Origin of the sequence: Streptomyces sp. WZ.A104 (genome assembly GCF_002382885.1) — a bacterium.
Lineage (GTDB): Bacteria > Actinomycetota > Actinomycetes > Streptomycetales > Streptomycetaceae > Streptomyces.
Genome location: NZ_NWVL01000071.1, coordinates 22,249 through 38,490, shown reverse-complemented (window position 1 = coordinate 38,490; position 16,242 = coordinate 22,249). Strand labels below are relative to the sequence as shown.

Sequence of the window (16,242 nt, the reverse complement as noted above, 5' to 3'; positions counted from 1 at the left end):
AGCCACCGGAGGGACGGTCGTCGCGACGGTCACGGTTGAAGGAGGGACGGTCGTTGTCGCGGCGCTCGAAGGAACGGCCACCACGGTCGTCACGGCGGTCACGGTTGAACGACGGGCGGTCGTCACGGCGGTCGTTGCCGCGGTAGCCGCCACGGTCGCCGCCGCGGTTGTCACGGCGCTCGTAGTTGCCCCGCTCGTCGCGGCGCTGCTCGTCGCGGGCGGCCGGCTGCTCCGGTACGGAGACGGCTGCCACGAGGGCGGCCTCGGCCTCGGCGGCCACCTCGGCCACCGCCGCCTCGGGGTCCTCGCCCCGCTCGCGCGCGGCACGGGCGACCAGGCGGTCGGCCTCCTCGCGCAGCTCGACGGCGCGGCGCTGGACGCGCTCCAGCTGCTTCGTCAGGTCGGCGGCCTCGCGCTCGGCCTGCTTGGCGGCGTTGTTCGCGGAGTCGGCCTGGACCTCGGTGAGCGAACGGGCGCCGGTGATCTCGGCGACCTCCGGCTCGAAGACGCCCGCGCCCTGGACGATGTGGCGCGAGGCGTCGACGCCCGCGTCCTCCATCAGGCGGAAGATCTGGCGGCGCTGGTGCGGGAGCGCCAGCGAGACGACGACACCGGACTTGCCGGCCCGGGCGGTACGGCCCGAGCGGTGCAGGTAGTCCTTGTGGTCACCGGCCGGGTCCACGTTCAGGACCAGGTCGATGCCGTCCACGTGGATACCGCGGGCGGCCACGTCGGTCGCGACGAGCGCGTTGACGTAACCCTTCTTGAAGTCCTCCAGGACCCGCGTACGGGCGCCCTGGGTCATGCCTCCGTGCAGCGCGTCGGCCTTCACGCCGGACTCGATGAGCTGCTCGGCGATGCGGTCGGCGCCCAGCTGGGTGCGGACGAAGATGATCGTGCGGCCCTTGCGGGCGGCGATGGCGGCCGTGACCGGCGCCTTGTCCTTCGGCTTCACGACGAGGACGTGGTGCGACATGGTCGTGACGTTGCCCTGGGCGCTGTCGACCTCGTGCGTGACCGGGTTGGAGAGGTAACGCTTGACCAGCGTGCCGATCTCGTTCTCCATGGTGGCGGAGAAGAGCATCCGCTGACCGCCACCGGGGATCTGGTCGAGCAGCTCGGTGACCTCGGGCAGGAAGCCCAGGTCCGACATCTGGTCGGCCTCGTCGAGGACGGCGACCTGGACGTTCTCCAGGGAGCAGGCGCCGCGGTTGATGATGTCGCGCAGACGGCCCGGGGTGGCGACGAGGACGTCGACACCGCGCTCCAGCGCGTAGATCTGGTTGCCCATCGACGTACCGCCGCAGACGACCTTCATCTTGAGGCCGAGCACATCGCCGTACGGCTGGAGCGCGTCCGCGACCTGCATGGCGAGCTCACGGGTCGGGGTGAGGATGACCGCGCGGGGCTTCTTCTTCTCGGTGTGGCCACCGGCCAGGGCGGCCAGGGTCGGCAGACCGAAGGAGAGCGTCTTGCCGGAGCCCGTACGGCCACGGCCGAGGATGTCCTTGCCGGCCAGGGCGTCCGGGATGGTCGCCGCCTGGATCGGGAAGGGCGCGGTGACACCGTTCTGCGCGAGCTTGCGGACGATGCCCTCGGGCAGGCCCAGGGTGCCGAAGGTGACGGTCGGCTCGGCGTCCGCCTCGGCCTTCTCGGCGTCGGCGTTCGGGGCGGTCGCGTCGGCGGCCGGCGCGCTCTCGGCCTCGGCGGCCGGGGCGGTGGTGCCTGCGGGGGCCTCGGTCACAGCGGCCTCGACGAGCTCGGTGAGCTCGGCGTTGTCGATGTTCTCGGGCATGACGGTGCGGTCAGAACTGGAAATTGACATGCGAAATGCGAAACCTTCCGGAGTCTCGGCACGCGCCCATAACTCCGTGATTCGCAATTTCGACCGCCTCAATGCGGTCCAGCCACGGCAAGGGAGAGTACGCGCCACACGGCGCTCTTCTGTGTCGGCGCCGGGCAATGGGATCAAACGATCTACCACCATACGCACTCTCACCCACATTGCGCAAACCGCCCTCCTTGTGACCCCGGCTACACCGGCCCCACCTGCGGTGATGCCTCCGGCGTCCGCCGCGAGGCGGCATCGCCCGATCCGCTCATCGCATGGGTGCGGTGCTGCGCGGCGGGCGAGGCCGAGGGCGGCGGCTCCGAGGGGTCGGTGGGCTCAGGCTCGGGCTCCGGGTCCGGTTCCGGGTCCGGGTCGGGCACCGGCGGGGCGGGCGGCTCCGGGCTCTCCGGCGGCGGCTCCCCCGGCCCCGGAGTCGAGGGCGTCGGCGTCGGGGCGTGGCCCCCTCGGCTGGGCTGCGGGGCGCCGGGCTCGGGGCGCGGCTCCTCCGGGGCCCCCGACGCCTCCTCGCCCTCGCCCTCGGACGCGCCCGGGCTCGGGGTGCCGTCGGGGGACTTCCGGTCCGAGTGCGGGTGGGGGTCGCCCGCGCGGCCCCCGGACTGCCCGGAGCCGGGAACCGTGTCCCCGGCCGGGTCGGCGGCCGACCCCTTCGAACCGGCGGACCGCGAGGGGCCCGGCCGGGCGCCCTCGTCGCCGTCACCGACGCTCATACAGCCGGTGGACGCGGCGATCGTCAACGCGGTGACGGCTGCCCAACGGACAGGGGCGGGCAAATGGCGCACGGGGGCACCTCCGGGGCGAGGGGGCGGGAACGGAGAGCAGGAGCGGAGAGCGGGGAGTACGGGCAGGAGCGAAGTGGGCCGAGCGCGCTACGGCGACGCACCGTGCCCAACTCCCCCGACCCCGCCGGAGACACGCCCGGAACACCACCCGCCCGCCCGGCCCCCGCCGAACGGCCCCCACGGCGCTCCTCCTGCGCCCGCACCAGCACCGGCCGCCCCTCCCGGCCGCCCCTCCTGGCACCAGCACCCGCCTCTACCGCCACGCTCCCCCTACGCCGATGAGAGCGCCGCCGGACACGTTGACCCCGAGCCCGGACACGTTGACCCCGAACACCGTCCGCCGGAAGCCGTTCCCGCCCGGCCGGAACGCCAGGGCCCCGTAGCGGACGAGGGCTCCGAGCACGCCGCCCGGCGCCACCGCCGCGAGCACCCGGCCCTGCGGAGCGGCAGGCGGTCAGGGCTCCGGCGGCTCGTCCGGCTGCTGCTCGCTCACCCGTAGCCCAGCGCGTGCAGCCGCTCGTCGTCGATGCCGAAGTGGTGGGCGATCTCGTGCACGACCGTGATCTCGGTCTCCGCGACGACGTCCTCCCGCGACTCGCACATCCGCAGCGTCGGCCCCCGGTAGATGGTGATCCGGTCCGGCAGCACACCGGCGTACCACTCGCCGCGATCGGTGAGGGGGGTGCCCTCGTACAGCCCGAGCAGGTCGGGGTCGCCGGGGTCCGGTTCGTCCTCGACGAAGACCGCCACGTTGTCCATCAGCCGTGTCAGCTCCGGCGGAATCCGGTCCAGAGCCTGGCTCACCAGCTCCTCGAACTGTTCGCGCGTCATCTCCAGCACGCCGCCATTGTCGCGTACGACGAGCCGCCGCGGGCAGCCCACGACGGCTTCCCCGCCCCCTCGGCCGGCCGACGCCCGGCCGACGCCCGGCATGGACGAGGCTGTAACGGGGCATACGGGCCCAATGGTCCGCGTCCCGTTCCGTGCCGCAGCCGAACGCGTACGGCAGCGCCTCAGCCTGCTCGTCCGCCGCCCGAAGTCCCGCTTCGACCCCCGCCCCCGCGTGGCCGCCCCCGGCGATCCGACCGGACCCGCCCAGCACCCCTACCTCCGCGCGCTCGGCATGCTCGCCGTCGTCGTGCTGGGCGCCTGGCTCGGGCTGCTCGCCGTGGGCAGCATCCGTACGCCGGTCGGCCCCATGGACACCAACATGACCCTGCGCCCCTCGCTCTCGGGCGGCAGCAAGATCAACGTGGCGCCGCTCGGGGCCCTGGAGCTGGACTCGCACGTCGCGCCGCTCCGGCTGGACGTGGACGTGGACCGGCTCGACCCCGAGCGCTCCCAGGCCCTGGTGGACCAGCCGGAACGGTTCTCCGGTCTCCAGGACGAGGTCACCCGGGACGTCGCCGCGGGCACCAGGGAGCTCGCCGTGCGCTCCTGTGTCGCCGTCGTCTCGGGAGCGACCGCGCTCGGCCTCGTCGTCTACCGCCGCCCCCGCCGCGCCCTGACCGCCGGCGGGCTCGCCCTCACCCTGCTGGCCGCGTCCGGTGTCAGCGCGTACGCCACCTGGAACCCGAAGTCCGTCCTGGAGCCGAAGTTCTCCGGGCTGCTCTCCAGCGCCCCGTCCGTCGTCGGCGACGCCCGGTCGATCGTCACCGAGTTCGACATCTACCAGCAGGAACTGGCCCGCCTGGTCACCAACGTCACCAAGCTGTACGACGCGACCTCCACGCTCCCCGTCTACCGGCCCGACCCCGGCACCATCCGGGTCCTGCACGTCTCCGACATCCACCTCAACCCGGCCGCCTGGCACATCATCGCCTCGCTCGTCGAGCAGTACGAGATCGACGTCATCGTCGACTCCGGCGACACGATGGACCACGGCTCCTCCGCGGAGAACAGCTTCCTCGACCCGATCCGTGACCTCGGTGCGCCCTACGTGTGGGTGCGCGGCAACCACGATTCCCTCGTCACGCAGGCCTATCTGGAGAAGTTCAAGAACGTGCACGTCCTGGACGACGGGAAGGCGGTGAACGTGGGCGGACTGCGGATCGCGGGCACCGGCGACATCTCCTTCACCCCGAACCGGACCGCCCCGGTCGGCGGCAAGGCGGCCGCCCAGCTGGAGGGCGCGCGCCTGGCCTCCGCACTGCGCGACCAGAAGCGGGCCGGTACCCCGGTCGACATCGCCGTCGCCCACGACCCGAACACCGCCCGGGAGACCGACGGCACGGTCCCGCTGGTGCTGTCCGGCCACCTCCACCGCCGGATCAACGAACAGCTGAAGCTCGGCACACGGCTGAAGGTCGAGGGCTCCACGGGCGGCGGCGGGCTGCGTGCCGTGGAGAAGGAGAAGCCGGAGAAGGTGCACGCGTCGGTGCTCTACATGGACCGTGCCAGCCGCCGGCTCCAGGCCTGGGACGAGATCACGCTGGGCGGTCTCGGTCTGACGACCGCCGAGGTCAGCCGCCATCTTCCCGAGGAGAACCTGAAGGACCCCGCCCCCACGTCGCCCGCCCCGTCGTCGCCCTCCGGCCCCTCCCCGACCGGTTCCCCGACGCGGCCGACCCCATCGCCGTAAACCGTTTTGGCGATAGCTCCACCCATCCCATATGCTTCTCTCGTCCCCGACGCGCTGCAAAGCGAACCGGCGGGCCAATAGCCCTCATCGTCTAGTGGCCCAGGACGCCGCCCTTTCAAGGCGGTAGCACGGGTTCGAATCCCGTTGGGGGCACGTTTCACCGTGTGCGAGACTTGTTTCGCACATTGCTTGGTCCTGTGGAGCAGTTTGGAGTGCTCGCCACCCTGTCAAGGTGGAGGCCGCGGGTTCAAATCCCGTCAGGACCGCTTGCAGCCCCAGCGGCTGCGTGGCTGGGTAGCTCAGTTGGTACGAGCGATCGCCTGAAAAGCGATAGGTCGCCGGTTCGATCCCGGCCCCAGCCACCACTCGAAGGCCCCGTCCACCGGACGGGGCCTTCGCCGTGTCACACCTTCTCGGACTCCTCCGCCGGTACGTCCGCCTCGCGCCGCCGCCAGGCCCGTACGCCGAGAGCGAGCAGCACCACGAGCACCACCGCCCCCAGCAGCACCGCGTCCGGCACCCGTTCGCCCAGCTTCTGCGCCCACTGCTCGACCGCGAACGAATCGTCGACGCCCAGCAGGCCGGGCAGCGCCGTCGCCCCGTCGTACGCGAGGAACAGCGCGCCCAGGCCGACGAAGAACAGGCCCGAGAGCAGCGACGTGGTGTGCAGCTCGAACCGGCCCAGCCGGACGGTGCGGCCGCGCAGCCAGGCGCGGCGGCCGAGGTCGAAGCGCTCCCAGAGCAGAGCGAGCACGAAGAGCGGGACCGCCATGCCCAGCGCGTACACCGCCAGCAGCAGCCCCCCGTAGACCGGGCTGCCGCTGACCGCCGCCACGGTCAGCACACTGCCGAGGATCGGGCCCGCGCAGAATCCGGCCAGACCGTAGACCGCGCCCAGGGCGTAGACCGAGAACGCGGTGGTGGGGCGGATCCGGCCGCTGAGCGCCGCCATGCGCCGCGAGGCGAATCCGAGGCCGACGATCTGCGCCACCCCGAGCGCGATGATCAGCCAGCCCGCGCCCGTCACCAGGGCGTCCCGGTGGCCGTAGAAGAGCCGGCCCGCGTACGAACCGGCGGCGCCGAGCGGGACGAGGGTGGTGGCGAGCCCGGCGTAGAAGATGCCGGTACGGGCCAGCAGGCGGGAGGTGGAGTCGATGGAGTACGCGAAGAAGGCGGGCAGCAGCAGGGCGCTGCACGGGCTGATCAGGGCGAGCAGCCCGCCGAGGAAGGCCGCGAAGTATCCGATGTCCGAGGTCACTTGTCGGAAGCCTTGCCGGAGTCGTCGTCGGGACCCTTGCCGGCGTCCCTGTCGCTTCCGGCCCCCGCCGTGGACTTCGCCTGCTCGGCGGCCGCCTCGATGGCCTGCGTGAACGTCTCCTCCGGCTGCGCGCCCGCGATCGGACGGCCGTTGATCAGGAACGACGGGGTGGACGTGGCGCCGATCCCGTACGCCTGCTCCTGGTCCTTCGCGACCGCCTCGCGGGCCGCCTTGCCGTCGAGGTCCGTCATGAAGCGGTCGAGGTCCTTCACCCCGGCCTCCTCGGCGAGCGCCTTGACCCGGTCCTTGCCGAAGCCCTTCTCCTTCGCCCCTTCGGCGTAGGCGGCCCGGTGGAATTCCCAGAAGCGGTCCTGCTGCCCGGCGGCCCAGGCGCCGCGCGCGGCGTTCTCGGACTCCTCGCCGAAGATCGGGAAGTTGCGCCACTCGATGCGGAGCGTTCCGTCCTTCACGTACTTCTCGATCAGCTCGGGCTCGGTGTCCCGGGCGAACTTTCCGCAGTACCCGCACTTGAAGTCGGCGTACTCGATCAGAACGACGGGGGCGTTAGCGCGGCCGACGGCCAGCTTGTCGTCCGCGTCGCGGCGGGCGAGCTCGGCGAGCTCCGGGTAGATGCCCTCGCCCGGGTCGGCGGAGACCTCGGCGGCCGGGGTGGCGGCGGTGTCACGGGAGGAGTCGTCGGGGGAGGTGGCCTTGTAGGAGGCGAAGCCGAGCAGACCGGCGGCGAGGACGACCACCGCGCCGTAGAGCAGGGGCTTGCGGGAGGTCGTCGGCTTCGCGGACTTCGCGGACTTGGCGTTGCTGGGCGTGGGCATGCGGCACTCCGTGCTGATGGTGCGGAAGGAGAGGGAAAGGGCGCGGGTCGGGGCGGTGCCGGCCTACACCCGCAGCACGGAGAGTTCGACCGGGGTCGGCGTGTACGGGACCGGGGCACGGGCCCGTATCCCCGGCGGCTCTGCCTCCGGCGCGCCCGTCGCGACGGGCAGCCCCCACGGGGCGAGGCCGGGCGCCTGGTCGTACGCGGCACGAGCCCGGGAGGGGACGGCGGGCTCGTTGTCGTGGTCGGGCAACTTCCCACAGCCCGGAATGCCGGGGTCGGGGTCGCCGACCTCCAGCGCGTGGGCCACCGCAGAGGCAGAGGCCGTGGCAGTGGCGTCGGCCCTGGCAGTGGCCGTGGGAGTGGCAGTGGCAGTGGTCGTGGCGTAGGCAGGAGCGGCCGTCACCGTGACTGCTCCCCCGGCTCCCCCCGCGTCCTCCGCCGCCGATACCGCCCCCACCGGCCCGCACAGCAGCCCCACGACGACCGCGAGCAGCGCCGCCAGGCTCCACCACTGTCTACGGGACACGGGACCGGACCTTTCTCGCGCCAGGAGCGGGGTGGGCTGAGCGTTCGACTGCCCGAAATGGTACGTGGCGCGTGACGCAGTCCGCGCGAAATGAGGTCGCCACTCCCCGGGCCCGGGTGAGATCCTGGGATTCGTATGTCTACTTCCTTTGCCGATCTCCAGTCCCAGCTCGCACAGCTCTCGCTCCGCGACGCGAACCGGCTCGGCCGGCGCCTCGAAGGGGCGCGCCGCATCCGCAAGCCCGAGGCCCGCCAGTCCGTGCTGGACGAGATCGCGGCCGAGGCGGACAAGGCGGCCGAACGGCTCGCGGCCCGCGCGGCCCGGCTGCCCGCCCTCTCGTATCCGGAAGAGCTGCCGGTCAGCCAGAAGAAGGACGAGATCCTGGAGGCGATACGCGACCACCAGGTCGTGATCGTCGCCGGTGAGACCGGCTCCGGGAAGACCACGCAGATCCCCAAGATCTGTATGGAGCTGGGGCGCGGGGTCCGGGGCATGATCGGGCACACCCAGCCCCGCCGGATCGCCGCCCGTACGGTCGCGGAGCGGGTCGCGGACGAGCTGAAGACGCCGCTGGGCGAGACCGTCGGCTGGAAGGTGCGCTTCACCGACCAGGTGAACCCGGAGTCGACGTATCTGAAGCTGATGACGGACGGCATCCTGCTCGCCGAGATCCAGACGGACCGCGAGCTGCTGGCGTACGACACGATCATCATCGACGAGGCGCACGAGCGGTCGCTGAACATCGACTTCCTGCTCGGCTATCTGGCCCGGCTGCTGCCGAGGCGTCCGGATCTGAAGGTCGTCATCACCTCGGCGACCATCGACCCGGAGCGGTTCGCGCGCCACTTCGGCGAGGCGCCGATCGTGGAGGTCAGCGGGCGGACGTACCCCGTCGAGGTCCGCTACCGCCCCCTCCTGGAGGAGGACAGCGAGGACTCCGACCGCGATCAGATCACCGCGATCTGCGACGCCGTCGACGAACTGGGCCACGAGGCTCCCGGCGACGTCCTGGTCTTCCTCTCCGGTGAGCGCGAGATCCGGGACACGGCGGACGCGCTGAACAAGCGGAACCTCAGGCATACCGAGGTGCTCCCCCTCTACGCACGCCTCTCGCACGCCGAGCAGCACCGCGTCTTCCAGCGCCACACGGGACGCCGCATCGTCCTCGCCACGAACGTCGCCGAGACCTCGCTGACCGTCCCCGGCATCAAGTACGTGATCGACCCGGGCAACGCCCGCATCTCCCGCTACAGCCACCGCACCAAGGTCCAGCGGCTGCCGATCGAGCGGATCTCCCAGGCCAGCGCCAACCAGCGCAAGGGCCGTTGCGGCCGTACGTCGGACGGCATCTGCATCCGGCTGTACTCGGAGGACGACTTCGTCACCCGGCCGGAGTTCACCGACCCGGAGATCCTGCGGACCAACCTGGCCTCCGTCATCCTCCAGATGACCGCGGCCGGGCTCGGTGACATCGAGAAGTTCCCCTTCATCGACCCGCCGGACCACCGCAACATCCGCGACGGCGTCCAGCTCCTCCATGAGCTCGGGGCGCTGGATCCGGCGGAGAAGGATCCGAAGAAGCGGCTCACGCCGCTCGGCCGCAAGCTCTCCCAGCTCCCCGTCGACCCGCGCCTGGCCCGCATGGTCATCGAGGCCGACCGCAACGGCTGCGCCCGCGAGGTCATGGTCATCGCCGCCGCGCTCTCCATCCAGGACCCGCGCGAGCGGCCCTCGGAGAAGCAGACGCAGGCCGACCAGCAGCACGCGCGGTTCAAGGACGAGACGTCCGACTTCCTGGCGTATCTGAACCTGTGGCGTTACGTCCGCGAGCAGCAGAAGGAGCGCGGCTCGTCCTCGTTCCGCCGGATGTGCAAGCAGGAGTACCTGAACTTCCTGCGCATCCGCGAGTGGCAGGACATCTACGCGCAGCTGCGTACGGTGGCCAGGCAGATGGGCATCACCGTCGAGGAGCCCAAGGCCGACGAGGGCGTTCCCGAGCAGGCGGTGCACACCTCGCTGCTGGCCGGACTGCTGTCGCACATCGGGCTGAAGGACACCGAGAAGAACGAGTACCTGGGCGCGCGCAGCGCCAAGTTCGCGATCTTCCCGGGGTCGGCGCTGTTCAAGAAGCAGCCCCGGTTCGTGATGTCGGCGGAGCTCGTGGAGACCTCCCGGCTGTGGGCGCGGGTCAATGCCAAGGTCGAACCCGAGTGGATCGAGCCGCTGGCCCAGCACCTGCTGAAGCGCACGTACAGCGAGCCGCACTGGGAGAAGGACCAGGCGGCGGTGATGGCCTACGAGCGGGTCACGCTCTACGGGGTGCCGATCATCGCTCAGCGCAAGGTCAATTTCGGACGTATCGACCAGGAGGCCTCGCGGGATCTGTTCATCCGCAACGCCCTGGTCGAGGGCGATTGGCGCACGCACCACCAGTTCTTCCACGACAACCGCAAACTGCTCGGCGAGGTCGAGGAGTTGGAGCACCGCGCCCGCCGTCGCGACATCCTCGTGGACGACGAGACGCTGTTCGACTTCTACGACCAGCGGATTCCCGAGCACATCGTGTCCGGGGCGCACTTCGACTCCTGGTGGAAGCACAAGAAGCGCGAGGAGCGGGACGCCCTCGACTTCGAGCGCTCCATGCTGATCAACGAGAAGGCCGGTGCGGTCTCCAAGGACGACTACCCGGACTCCTGGCGGCAGGGGAAGCTCAAGTTCAAGGTGACCTACCAGTTCGAGCCCGGCGCGGACGCGGACGGCGTGACCGTTCACGTACCGCTCCAGGTGCTCAACCAGGTCACCGCCGAGGGCTTCGACTGGCAGATCCCGGGGCTGCGCGAGGAGGTCGTCACCGAGCTGATCCGCTCGCTGCCGAAGCCGATCCGCCGCCACTACGTCCCCGCGCCGAACTACGCGGAGAAGTTCCTGGACCGGGCCGTCCCGCTCCAGGAGCCGCTTCCGGTCACCCTGGCGCGCGAGCTCCAGCGGATGGTCGGGGTGCCGGTCACGGCCGACGACTTCGACCTCTCCCGGGTCCCGGACCACCTGAAGATCACGTTCCGGATCGTCGACGAGCGGCGGCGCAAGGTCGCCGAGGACAAGGACCTGGAGGCGCTGAAGCTCCAGCTGCGCCCGAAGGCCCGCCAGGCGCTCTCCAAGGCCGCCGCGGCGACCGCGGGACCGTCCGGCGAGTCCATCGAGCGCTCCGGCCTCACGGACTGGACGATCGGGGCGCTGGACAGGGTCTTCGAGACACGTCGGGCCGGGCAGCCGGTGAAGGCCTACCCGGCGCTCGTCGACCAGGGCGACACCGTCGCCGTACGCCTCTTCGACACCGAGGCCGAGCAGCAGCAGGCCATGTGGCGCGGCACCCGGCGGCTGATCATGCTGAACATCCCGGTGCACCCCGCGAAGTTCGCCTCGGACCGGCTCACCAACCAGCAGAAGCTGGCCCTCTCCCGCAATCCGCACGGCTCGGTGCAGGCCCTCTTCGAGGACTGCGCCACCGCCGCCGCCGACCGGCTGATCGCCGCGCACGGGGGCCCGGCGTGGGACGAGAAGGCGTTCCGGACGCTGTACGACAAGGTCCGCGCCGATCTCGTGGACCTCACCGTCCGCACGGTCGACCAGGTGCAGCAGGTCCTGGCCGCCTGGCAGGCCTGCGAGCGCCGGCTGAAGTCCACGAACAGCCTGACGCTGGTCGCCAACGTCACCGACGTACGCGAGCAACTGGCCCGACTCGTACCGTCCGGTTTCGTTACGGCCACCGGTCTGCGCCGGCTGCCGGACCTGATGCGCTACCTCGTGGCGGCCGACCGGCGGCTCCAGCAGATGCCGACGGCCGTGCAGCGGGACACCACGCGGATGGCGAAGGTCCATGAGATGCAGGACGAGTACGCCTGGCTGCTCGAACAGCTCCCGCAGGGCCGCCCGGTTCCGCAGGAGGTCCTGGACATCCGCTGGATGATCGAGGAGCTTCGGGTCAGCTACTTCGCCCACGCCCTGGGCACCGCGTTCCCCGTCTCGGACAAGCGGATCGTGAAGGCGATCGACGCCGCGGCGCCCTGACACGGGCGCCGTTCGGGGCCCGCGGGGCGGTGACGGAGTCACCACCAGGAGTGAAGTCGACCTGGACCTCATCCCTCCTGTACAGTCTGGTTTCGCAGCAAGCCGCACGGCAAGCAGCGAAAACCTGGTCCTGTGGAGCAGTTTGGAGTGCTCGCCACCCTGTCAAGGTGGAGGCCGCGGGTTCAAATCCCGTCAGGACCGCAGTAGGAGAAAGCCCGGATCGTTTCGATCCGGGCTTTCTCGCGTCGTGCCCCGCGTCTTGACGGCGGCATCTGCCGCGGGTACCTCGTAGAAGCAGAGGCTGTCCCTGTTTCTCGGCGTTCCCCGGCGCTTCACACGGCGGGGGACGGCCGGGCCCACCGGGAGGTGGCTCGTATGTCCGCGTCCACAGCACGACACGAGACCCGCGCGCTGCTGCGCGCCCATCTGGCGGCCGCTTCCGGCTATCGCCACCTCACCCGGCACTGTGCGGTCTGCCACCGCCTGCTGCGCCTCGCCATGGACCCCGGAGACCCCGGCGGGCGGAACGAGCCCACCAGCCCCTCCGACGCCCCGCAGGAGGCCGCCGGACAGCCGGACGATCCCGGGGACGGGGACGGGGACGAGGACGGGGACAGGGGCGGAGGCCGGGCCGAAAGGCCCTCCGCGACATGACCATCGGCCGGGTGATTCCGCGCCCGGACCGTGGCAGGCTCGTAGTTGGCAAGCGTCGCGCGGTGTGACGGTAGTCACCGAATCAGTTTTCAGACCGGGGGATTTTACGCCTCCCCTACAACTGGTGAATTTAATATGTGCAATTGCACGAGGGCGGCAGGTGCGCGAGGACCGTTCCGTCCGGGGCTGTCCCACCGCGTCCGGGACGCTCACCCACAGACCCGCTCACAGGCCCACGAACGCCCCCGCCGACCTCCTGAAGCCGACCGACCGCCCGGTTCTGAGGAGCCCCGCGGAGGGCTCGGGCAGAGGGCACAAAAAAGATCGCGCTGGACCCGGCGGAGTCCAACGCGATCGATACGACGCACCCGCAGAACACAGGTATGACGCCCGTTGGGGCAGGCGTCCGTCGAGTGGAGCTATGGGCGGGCGGCTGGGTTGGGGGACCCGGAAACTGCCCGATGGTGCTGCTGTACTGCGTTACTGCTGTGCTGCTTGCGCGGCAGGGGTGTGTCAGGCCTCGCTGCGCTGCTGCGGAATACCCGCGAGCAGTGCGCGGACCTCTGCCTCGCGGTACCGGCGATGTCCACCGAGCGTGCGGATGGACGTGAGCTTGCCAGCCTTGGCCCAACGGGTGACCGTCTTCGGGTCCACGCGGAACATCGTGGCAACCTCAGCCGGGGTCAGCAGCGGCTCGGCATCAGGGGTGCGAGCGGTCATGAGCGGCCTCCTCGGGAGAACCGAACCTTCTCGGTTCTTTCCTCTAAATTCTGCACCTTGACCCGCGTTGCCCGAAATGGCGGACGCGGGCCGAGTCGGTTATAGGACGAACGGCTTGTCCTCGGCACTACAACTACACCATCCGTCCAGCCACGTCGGCCAAACCGATGGAATTGCCCTCCCAGGTGTTCATCAGCGACGGAAGCCGATGGACCATGCCATAGCGGACAGTCACGCCACAGTGACGATCAGTCACAGAGCGATCAGGAGTCATCAGACCCCCCATAGCGTGCAATGCTGAGCATTCTGCCCTTACTTGGACAGAAGGAGCCCTCCCCGGACTCCTTGTCCTATTTTGGCATGAGGAGTAGGGATGGACGCAAGGGCCCCGTAAGTGCTGTCCATCACGCTTGAGACAAAGGCCCGGTTCGGGACGTAGGTCCCGGGCCCAGCGGCGTACGCTCCCGCCTCACTCGCCCCATGAGACCTCACGCGTCACACGGGCCACCGGTTCACAGCCCGTCAGTTCCGCCTCCTCCCTTCGGTCGGCGTCCCCGCCTTTCGTCCTGGATGAAGGATGCCCCGGTTCCATCACGTTGATGCCGCTGTGGGTCTTTTCACGTCAATTGGTGAACTGGCGGTGCCGAACCGCCCGCCAGCGCTCCGCCAGCCGCGCGTAGGCCGCGCCCGCCGCCTCGCTGTCACCGTCCCGGAGCGCGGCGAGCCCCTCCGCCACGTCGGCCGCCGACCGGTCCGCGTCCAGCTGCTCCGCCGGCAGCGCGTGCACCAGGCCGCCGTAGTCGAGCTCGACCAGCGAGCGCGGATGGAACTCCTCCAGCCAGCGGCCCACATCCACCAGGCCCTCGGTCAGCGGGCCCTCGGCGACGCTCTCGCGCAGCGTGCGCAGCGCCCGCGCCAGCCGCCGTCGGGCCTCCACCATCGGGGTGCGGTAGCGCAGAACGGGGCAGGCGCCCTCGCCGTCCGCCGCCGCGTACTCCCGCTCCTCGTCGTGGAAGAGGACGAACCAGCGCACCGGGACCTGCCACACCGTGGTGCGGATCCACGGCCGCGCGTCCGGGTGCCGGGCCTGCCAGCGCTCGTGGTCCGCCCTCGCCTGGCCGCGCACCACCGATGGCAGCAGGGCGTCCAGCACGTTGGCCGGAAACATTCCCCCCGGTCCCTCCAGCCCCTCCAGGGCGAGCCAGCCCCGCAGCCGGGTGCGCCACGGGCAGACGCACACCACCCCGTCCAGCTCCGCCACGAACGCGTCGCCGCTCTCGTGCACGGGCACCCCCACCGGCGGCGTCGGCACCAAGTCGGCCAGCGAGCGGCGCAGTTCGTCCTGGGCCGTGGGAAGGTCCGCGCGCTGCGCGTAGCGCGCCCAGTGACTTCGCTCGGGCTCGGCGAACGCGGCGAGCGGCTCGTAGATCCGGAGGTAGGACGCGTAAGGGACGAGCACCGAAGACACCACCGACATGCAGCGCATCGTGTCACGGCCTTACACCCCCAGGGGGTGATCCTCCGCACGGGGGCAGATCCGCGCCGCCGGAGGACTTACGCTCTTGCCCATCGGACCGGCCGTGCCGGTCGGTCCGGGGTCCTCCCCACCCTCAGGAGGGCCTCCTGCCGCTTCGTTATTTGGGAGTCACCACAGTGACCGATGTGACCGGCGCGCCTGTCGATGCACTGCACACCCTGTTCCACTCGGATCAGGGGGGCCACGAGCAAGTCGTGATCTGCCAGGACCGTGCCAGCGGCCTCAAGGCCGTCATCGCCCTCCACTCCACCGCCCTGGGCCCGGCCCTCGGCGGCACCCGCTTCTACCCGTACGCCTCCGAGGCCGAGGCCGTCGCCGACGCGCTGAACCTCTCGCGCGGGATGTCGTACAAGAACGCCCTGGCCGGGCTCGACCACGGTGGCGGCAAGGCCGTCATCATCGGCGACCCGGAGCAGATCAAGAGCGAGGAACTCCTCCTCGCCTACGGCCGGTTCGTCGCCTCTCTCGGCGGCCGTTACGTCACCGCCTGCGACGTCGGCACGTACGTCGCCGACATGGACGTCGTCGCCCGGGAGTGCCGCTGGACCACCGGCCGCTCCCCCGAGAACGGCGGCGCGGGCGACTCATCGGTGCTCACCGCCTTCGGCGTCTTCCAGGGCATGCGCGCATCGGCCCAGCACCTGTGGGGCGACCCGACGCTGCGCGGCCGCACGGTCGGCGTCGCCGGCGTCGGCAAGGTGGGCCACCACCTCGTCGAGCACCTGCTCTCGGACGGCGCGAACGTGGTGATCACCGATGTCCGCGAGGAGTCGGTACGCCGGATCACCGACCTGCACCCCGAGGTCGCGGTCGCCGCGGACACCGACGCGCTCATCCGTACCGAGGGCCTGGACGTCTACGCGCCGTGCGCGCTCGGCGGCGCGCTCAACGACGACACCGTGCCCGTCCTCACCGCGAAGGTGGTGTGCGGCGCGGCCAACAACCAGCTCGCACACCCGGGTGTGGAGAAGGACCTGGCCGACCGGTCGGTTCTCTACGCACCCGACTACGTGGTCAACGCCGGTGGCGTGATCCAGGTCGCCGACGAGCTGCACGGGTTCGACTTCGACCGGTGCAAGGCGAAGGCCGCGAAGATCTTCGACACCACGCTGGAAATATTCGCACGTGCGAAGAAGGACGGAATTCCGCCGGCCGCGGCGGCCGACCGGATCGCCGAGCAGCGGATGGCGGAGGCGCGCGGCCGCTGAGCCGGGCGCGGTCACGGCCCGCCGACCGACGAGACAAGACTCACGCCGGTCGGCGGGTCGTACGCCCACAAGAGGTTAAAATCGCAGTTGACCAGCGGGGACGGGGCTCCTCACTGGCCCTGTGCCGGGGACCGTGATGCGGGCGGCGTACCGTATGGCCACGGAAGCAGGTACCGTTAAAGCCCTACAGGCGCGGTCTCTCTGCCGAGAGTCCGTCCTGA

Annotated in this window: 12 protein-coding genes, 4 tRNA genes and 1 pseudogene; 8 read left to right on the top strand and 9 right to left on the bottom strand. The window is 70.8% G+C overall.

All coding sequences use genetic code 11. The features are described from left to right. From CIB93_RS29655 to CIB93_RS29640, 4 genes and pseudogenes are all read right to left on the bottom strand, one after another. Window positions 1-1,795, bottom strand: a 1,795-nt coding sequence (locus CIB93_RS29655; protein WP_096631330.1) for a DEAD/DEAH box helicase, incomplete at its 3' end; no start/stop codon positions are given. 239 nt (window positions 1,796-2,034) lie between these two features. Beyond that, entirely contained in the window at window positions 2,035-2,631 is a 597-nt protein-coding gene (locus CIB93_RS29650; protein WP_096631328.1) for a hypothetical protein, read from the bottom strand. Window positions 2,632-2,902: 271 nt separating this feature from the next. Continuing rightward, window positions 2,903-3,124: pseudogene (locus CIB93_RS29645) on the bottom strand (CrcB family protein); the annotation flags it as partial. Then, on the bottom strand, window positions 3,121-3,471 hold the full coding sequence (locus CIB93_RS29640) for a metallopeptidase family protein (RefSeq protein ID WP_030196002.1): 351 nt from the start codon (window positions 3,469-3,471) through the stop codon (window positions 3,121-3,123). The pseudogene CIB93_RS29645 and the gene CIB93_RS29640, both read right to left, overlap by 4 nt. 124 nt (window positions 3,472-3,595) lie before the next feature. On the opposite strand from CIB93_RS29640, the gene CIB93_RS29635 reads away from it, so the two are divergent. From CIB93_RS29635 to CIB93_RS29620, 4 genes are all read left to right on the top strand, one after another. Continuing rightward, window positions 3,596-5,212: a metallophosphoesterase gene (locus CIB93_RS29635; RefSeq protein WP_096631326.1), complete on the top strand. Its 1,617-nt coding sequence runs from the start codon at window positions 3,596-3,598 to the stop codon at window positions 5,210-5,212. 80 nt (window positions 5,213-5,292) lie between these two features. Then, a tRNA-Glu gene (locus tag CIB93_RS29630) sits at window positions 5,293-5,365 on the top strand. A gap of 38 nt (window positions 5,366-5,403) precedes the next feature. Then, window positions 5,404-5,478 (top strand) — tRNA-Asp (locus tag CIB93_RS29625). 22 nt (window positions 5,479-5,500) lie between these two features. Beyond that, window positions 5,501-5,577: transfer RNA gene (locus CIB93_RS29620), tRNA-Phe, on the top strand. 38 nt (window positions 5,578-5,615) lie between these two features. On the opposite strand, the gene CIB93_RS29615 is transcribed toward CIB93_RS29620, so the two are convergent. The 3 genes from CIB93_RS29615 to CIB93_RS29605 all read right to left on the bottom strand — a co-directional run bounded on the left by CIB93_RS29615 (window position 5,616) and on the right by CIB93_RS29605 (window position 7,834). Beyond that, complete coding sequence (locus CIB93_RS29615; protein ID WP_096631325.1) at window positions 5,616-6,470, bottom strand: cytochrome c biogenesis CcdA family protein; 855 nt, start codon at window positions 6,468-6,470, stop codon at window positions 5,616-5,618. Beyond that, window positions 6,467-7,303 carry a thioredoxin domain-containing protein gene (locus CIB93_RS29610; protein ID WP_096631323.1) on the bottom strand — a complete coding sequence of 279 codons (837 nt, stop codon included), beginning with the start codon at window positions 7,301-7,303 and terminating at the stop codon, window positions 6,467-6,469. The genes CIB93_RS29615 and CIB93_RS29610 overlap by 4 nt, the downstream gene beginning before the upstream one ends. Before the next feature lie 63 nt (window positions 7,304-7,366). After that, window positions 7,367-7,834, bottom strand: coding sequence for a hypothetical protein (locus tag CIB93_RS29605; RefSeq protein WP_096631321.1), 468 nt, complete (start codon window positions 7,832-7,834; stop codon window positions 7,367-7,369). Between the two features lie 135 nt (window positions 7,835-7,969). Between CIB93_RS29605 and hrpA the strand changes: the two genes are divergently transcribed. The 3 genes from hrpA to CIB93_RS29590 all read left to right on the top strand — a co-directional run bounded on the left by hrpA (window position 7,970) and on the right by CIB93_RS29590 (window position 12,556). After that, window positions 7,970-11,902 (top strand): ATP-dependent RNA helicase HrpA, encoded by a 3,933-nt coding sequence (gene hrpA / locus CIB93_RS29600; protein WP_096631319.1) that lies wholly within the window; start codon window positions 7,970-7,972, stop codon window positions 11,900-11,902. A gap of 126 nt (window positions 11,903-12,028) precedes the next feature. After that, window positions 12,029-12,103, top strand: a tRNA-Asp gene (locus CIB93_RS29595). Between the two features lie 174 nt (window positions 12,104-12,277). Beyond that, window positions 12,278-12,556: a DUF6274 family protein gene (locus tag CIB93_RS29590; protein ID WP_096631317.1), complete on the top strand. Its 279-nt coding sequence runs from the start codon at window positions 12,278-12,280 to the stop codon at window positions 12,554-12,556. Window positions 12,557-13,069: 513 nt separating this feature from the next. Here the strand turns inward: CIB93_RS29590 and bldC are convergent. Continuing rightward, a complete protein-coding gene (bldC, locus tag CIB93_RS29585) occupies window positions 13,070-13,276 on the bottom strand; it encodes a developmental transcriptional regulator BldC (RefSeq protein WP_003949541.1) in 207 nt (68 codons plus the stop codon). A 622-nt stretch (window positions 13,277-13,898) separates the two neighbouring features. Beyond that, complete coding sequence (locus tag CIB93_RS29580; protein ID WP_096631332.1) at window positions 13,899-14,753, bottom strand: hypothetical protein; 855 nt, start codon at window positions 14,751-14,753, stop codon at window positions 13,899-13,901. A 176-nt stretch (window positions 14,754-14,929) separates the two neighbouring features. Here CIB93_RS29580 and CIB93_RS29575 point away from each other — a divergent pair, with 176 nt between their 5' ends. After that, complete coding sequence (locus CIB93_RS29575) at window positions 14,930-16,021, top strand: Glu/Leu/Phe/Val dehydrogenase dimerization domain-containing protein (protein WP_096631315.1); 1,092 nt, start codon at window positions 14,930-14,932, stop codon at window positions 16,019-16,021. The last annotated feature ends 221 nt before the right edge of the window (window positions 16,022-16,242 follow it).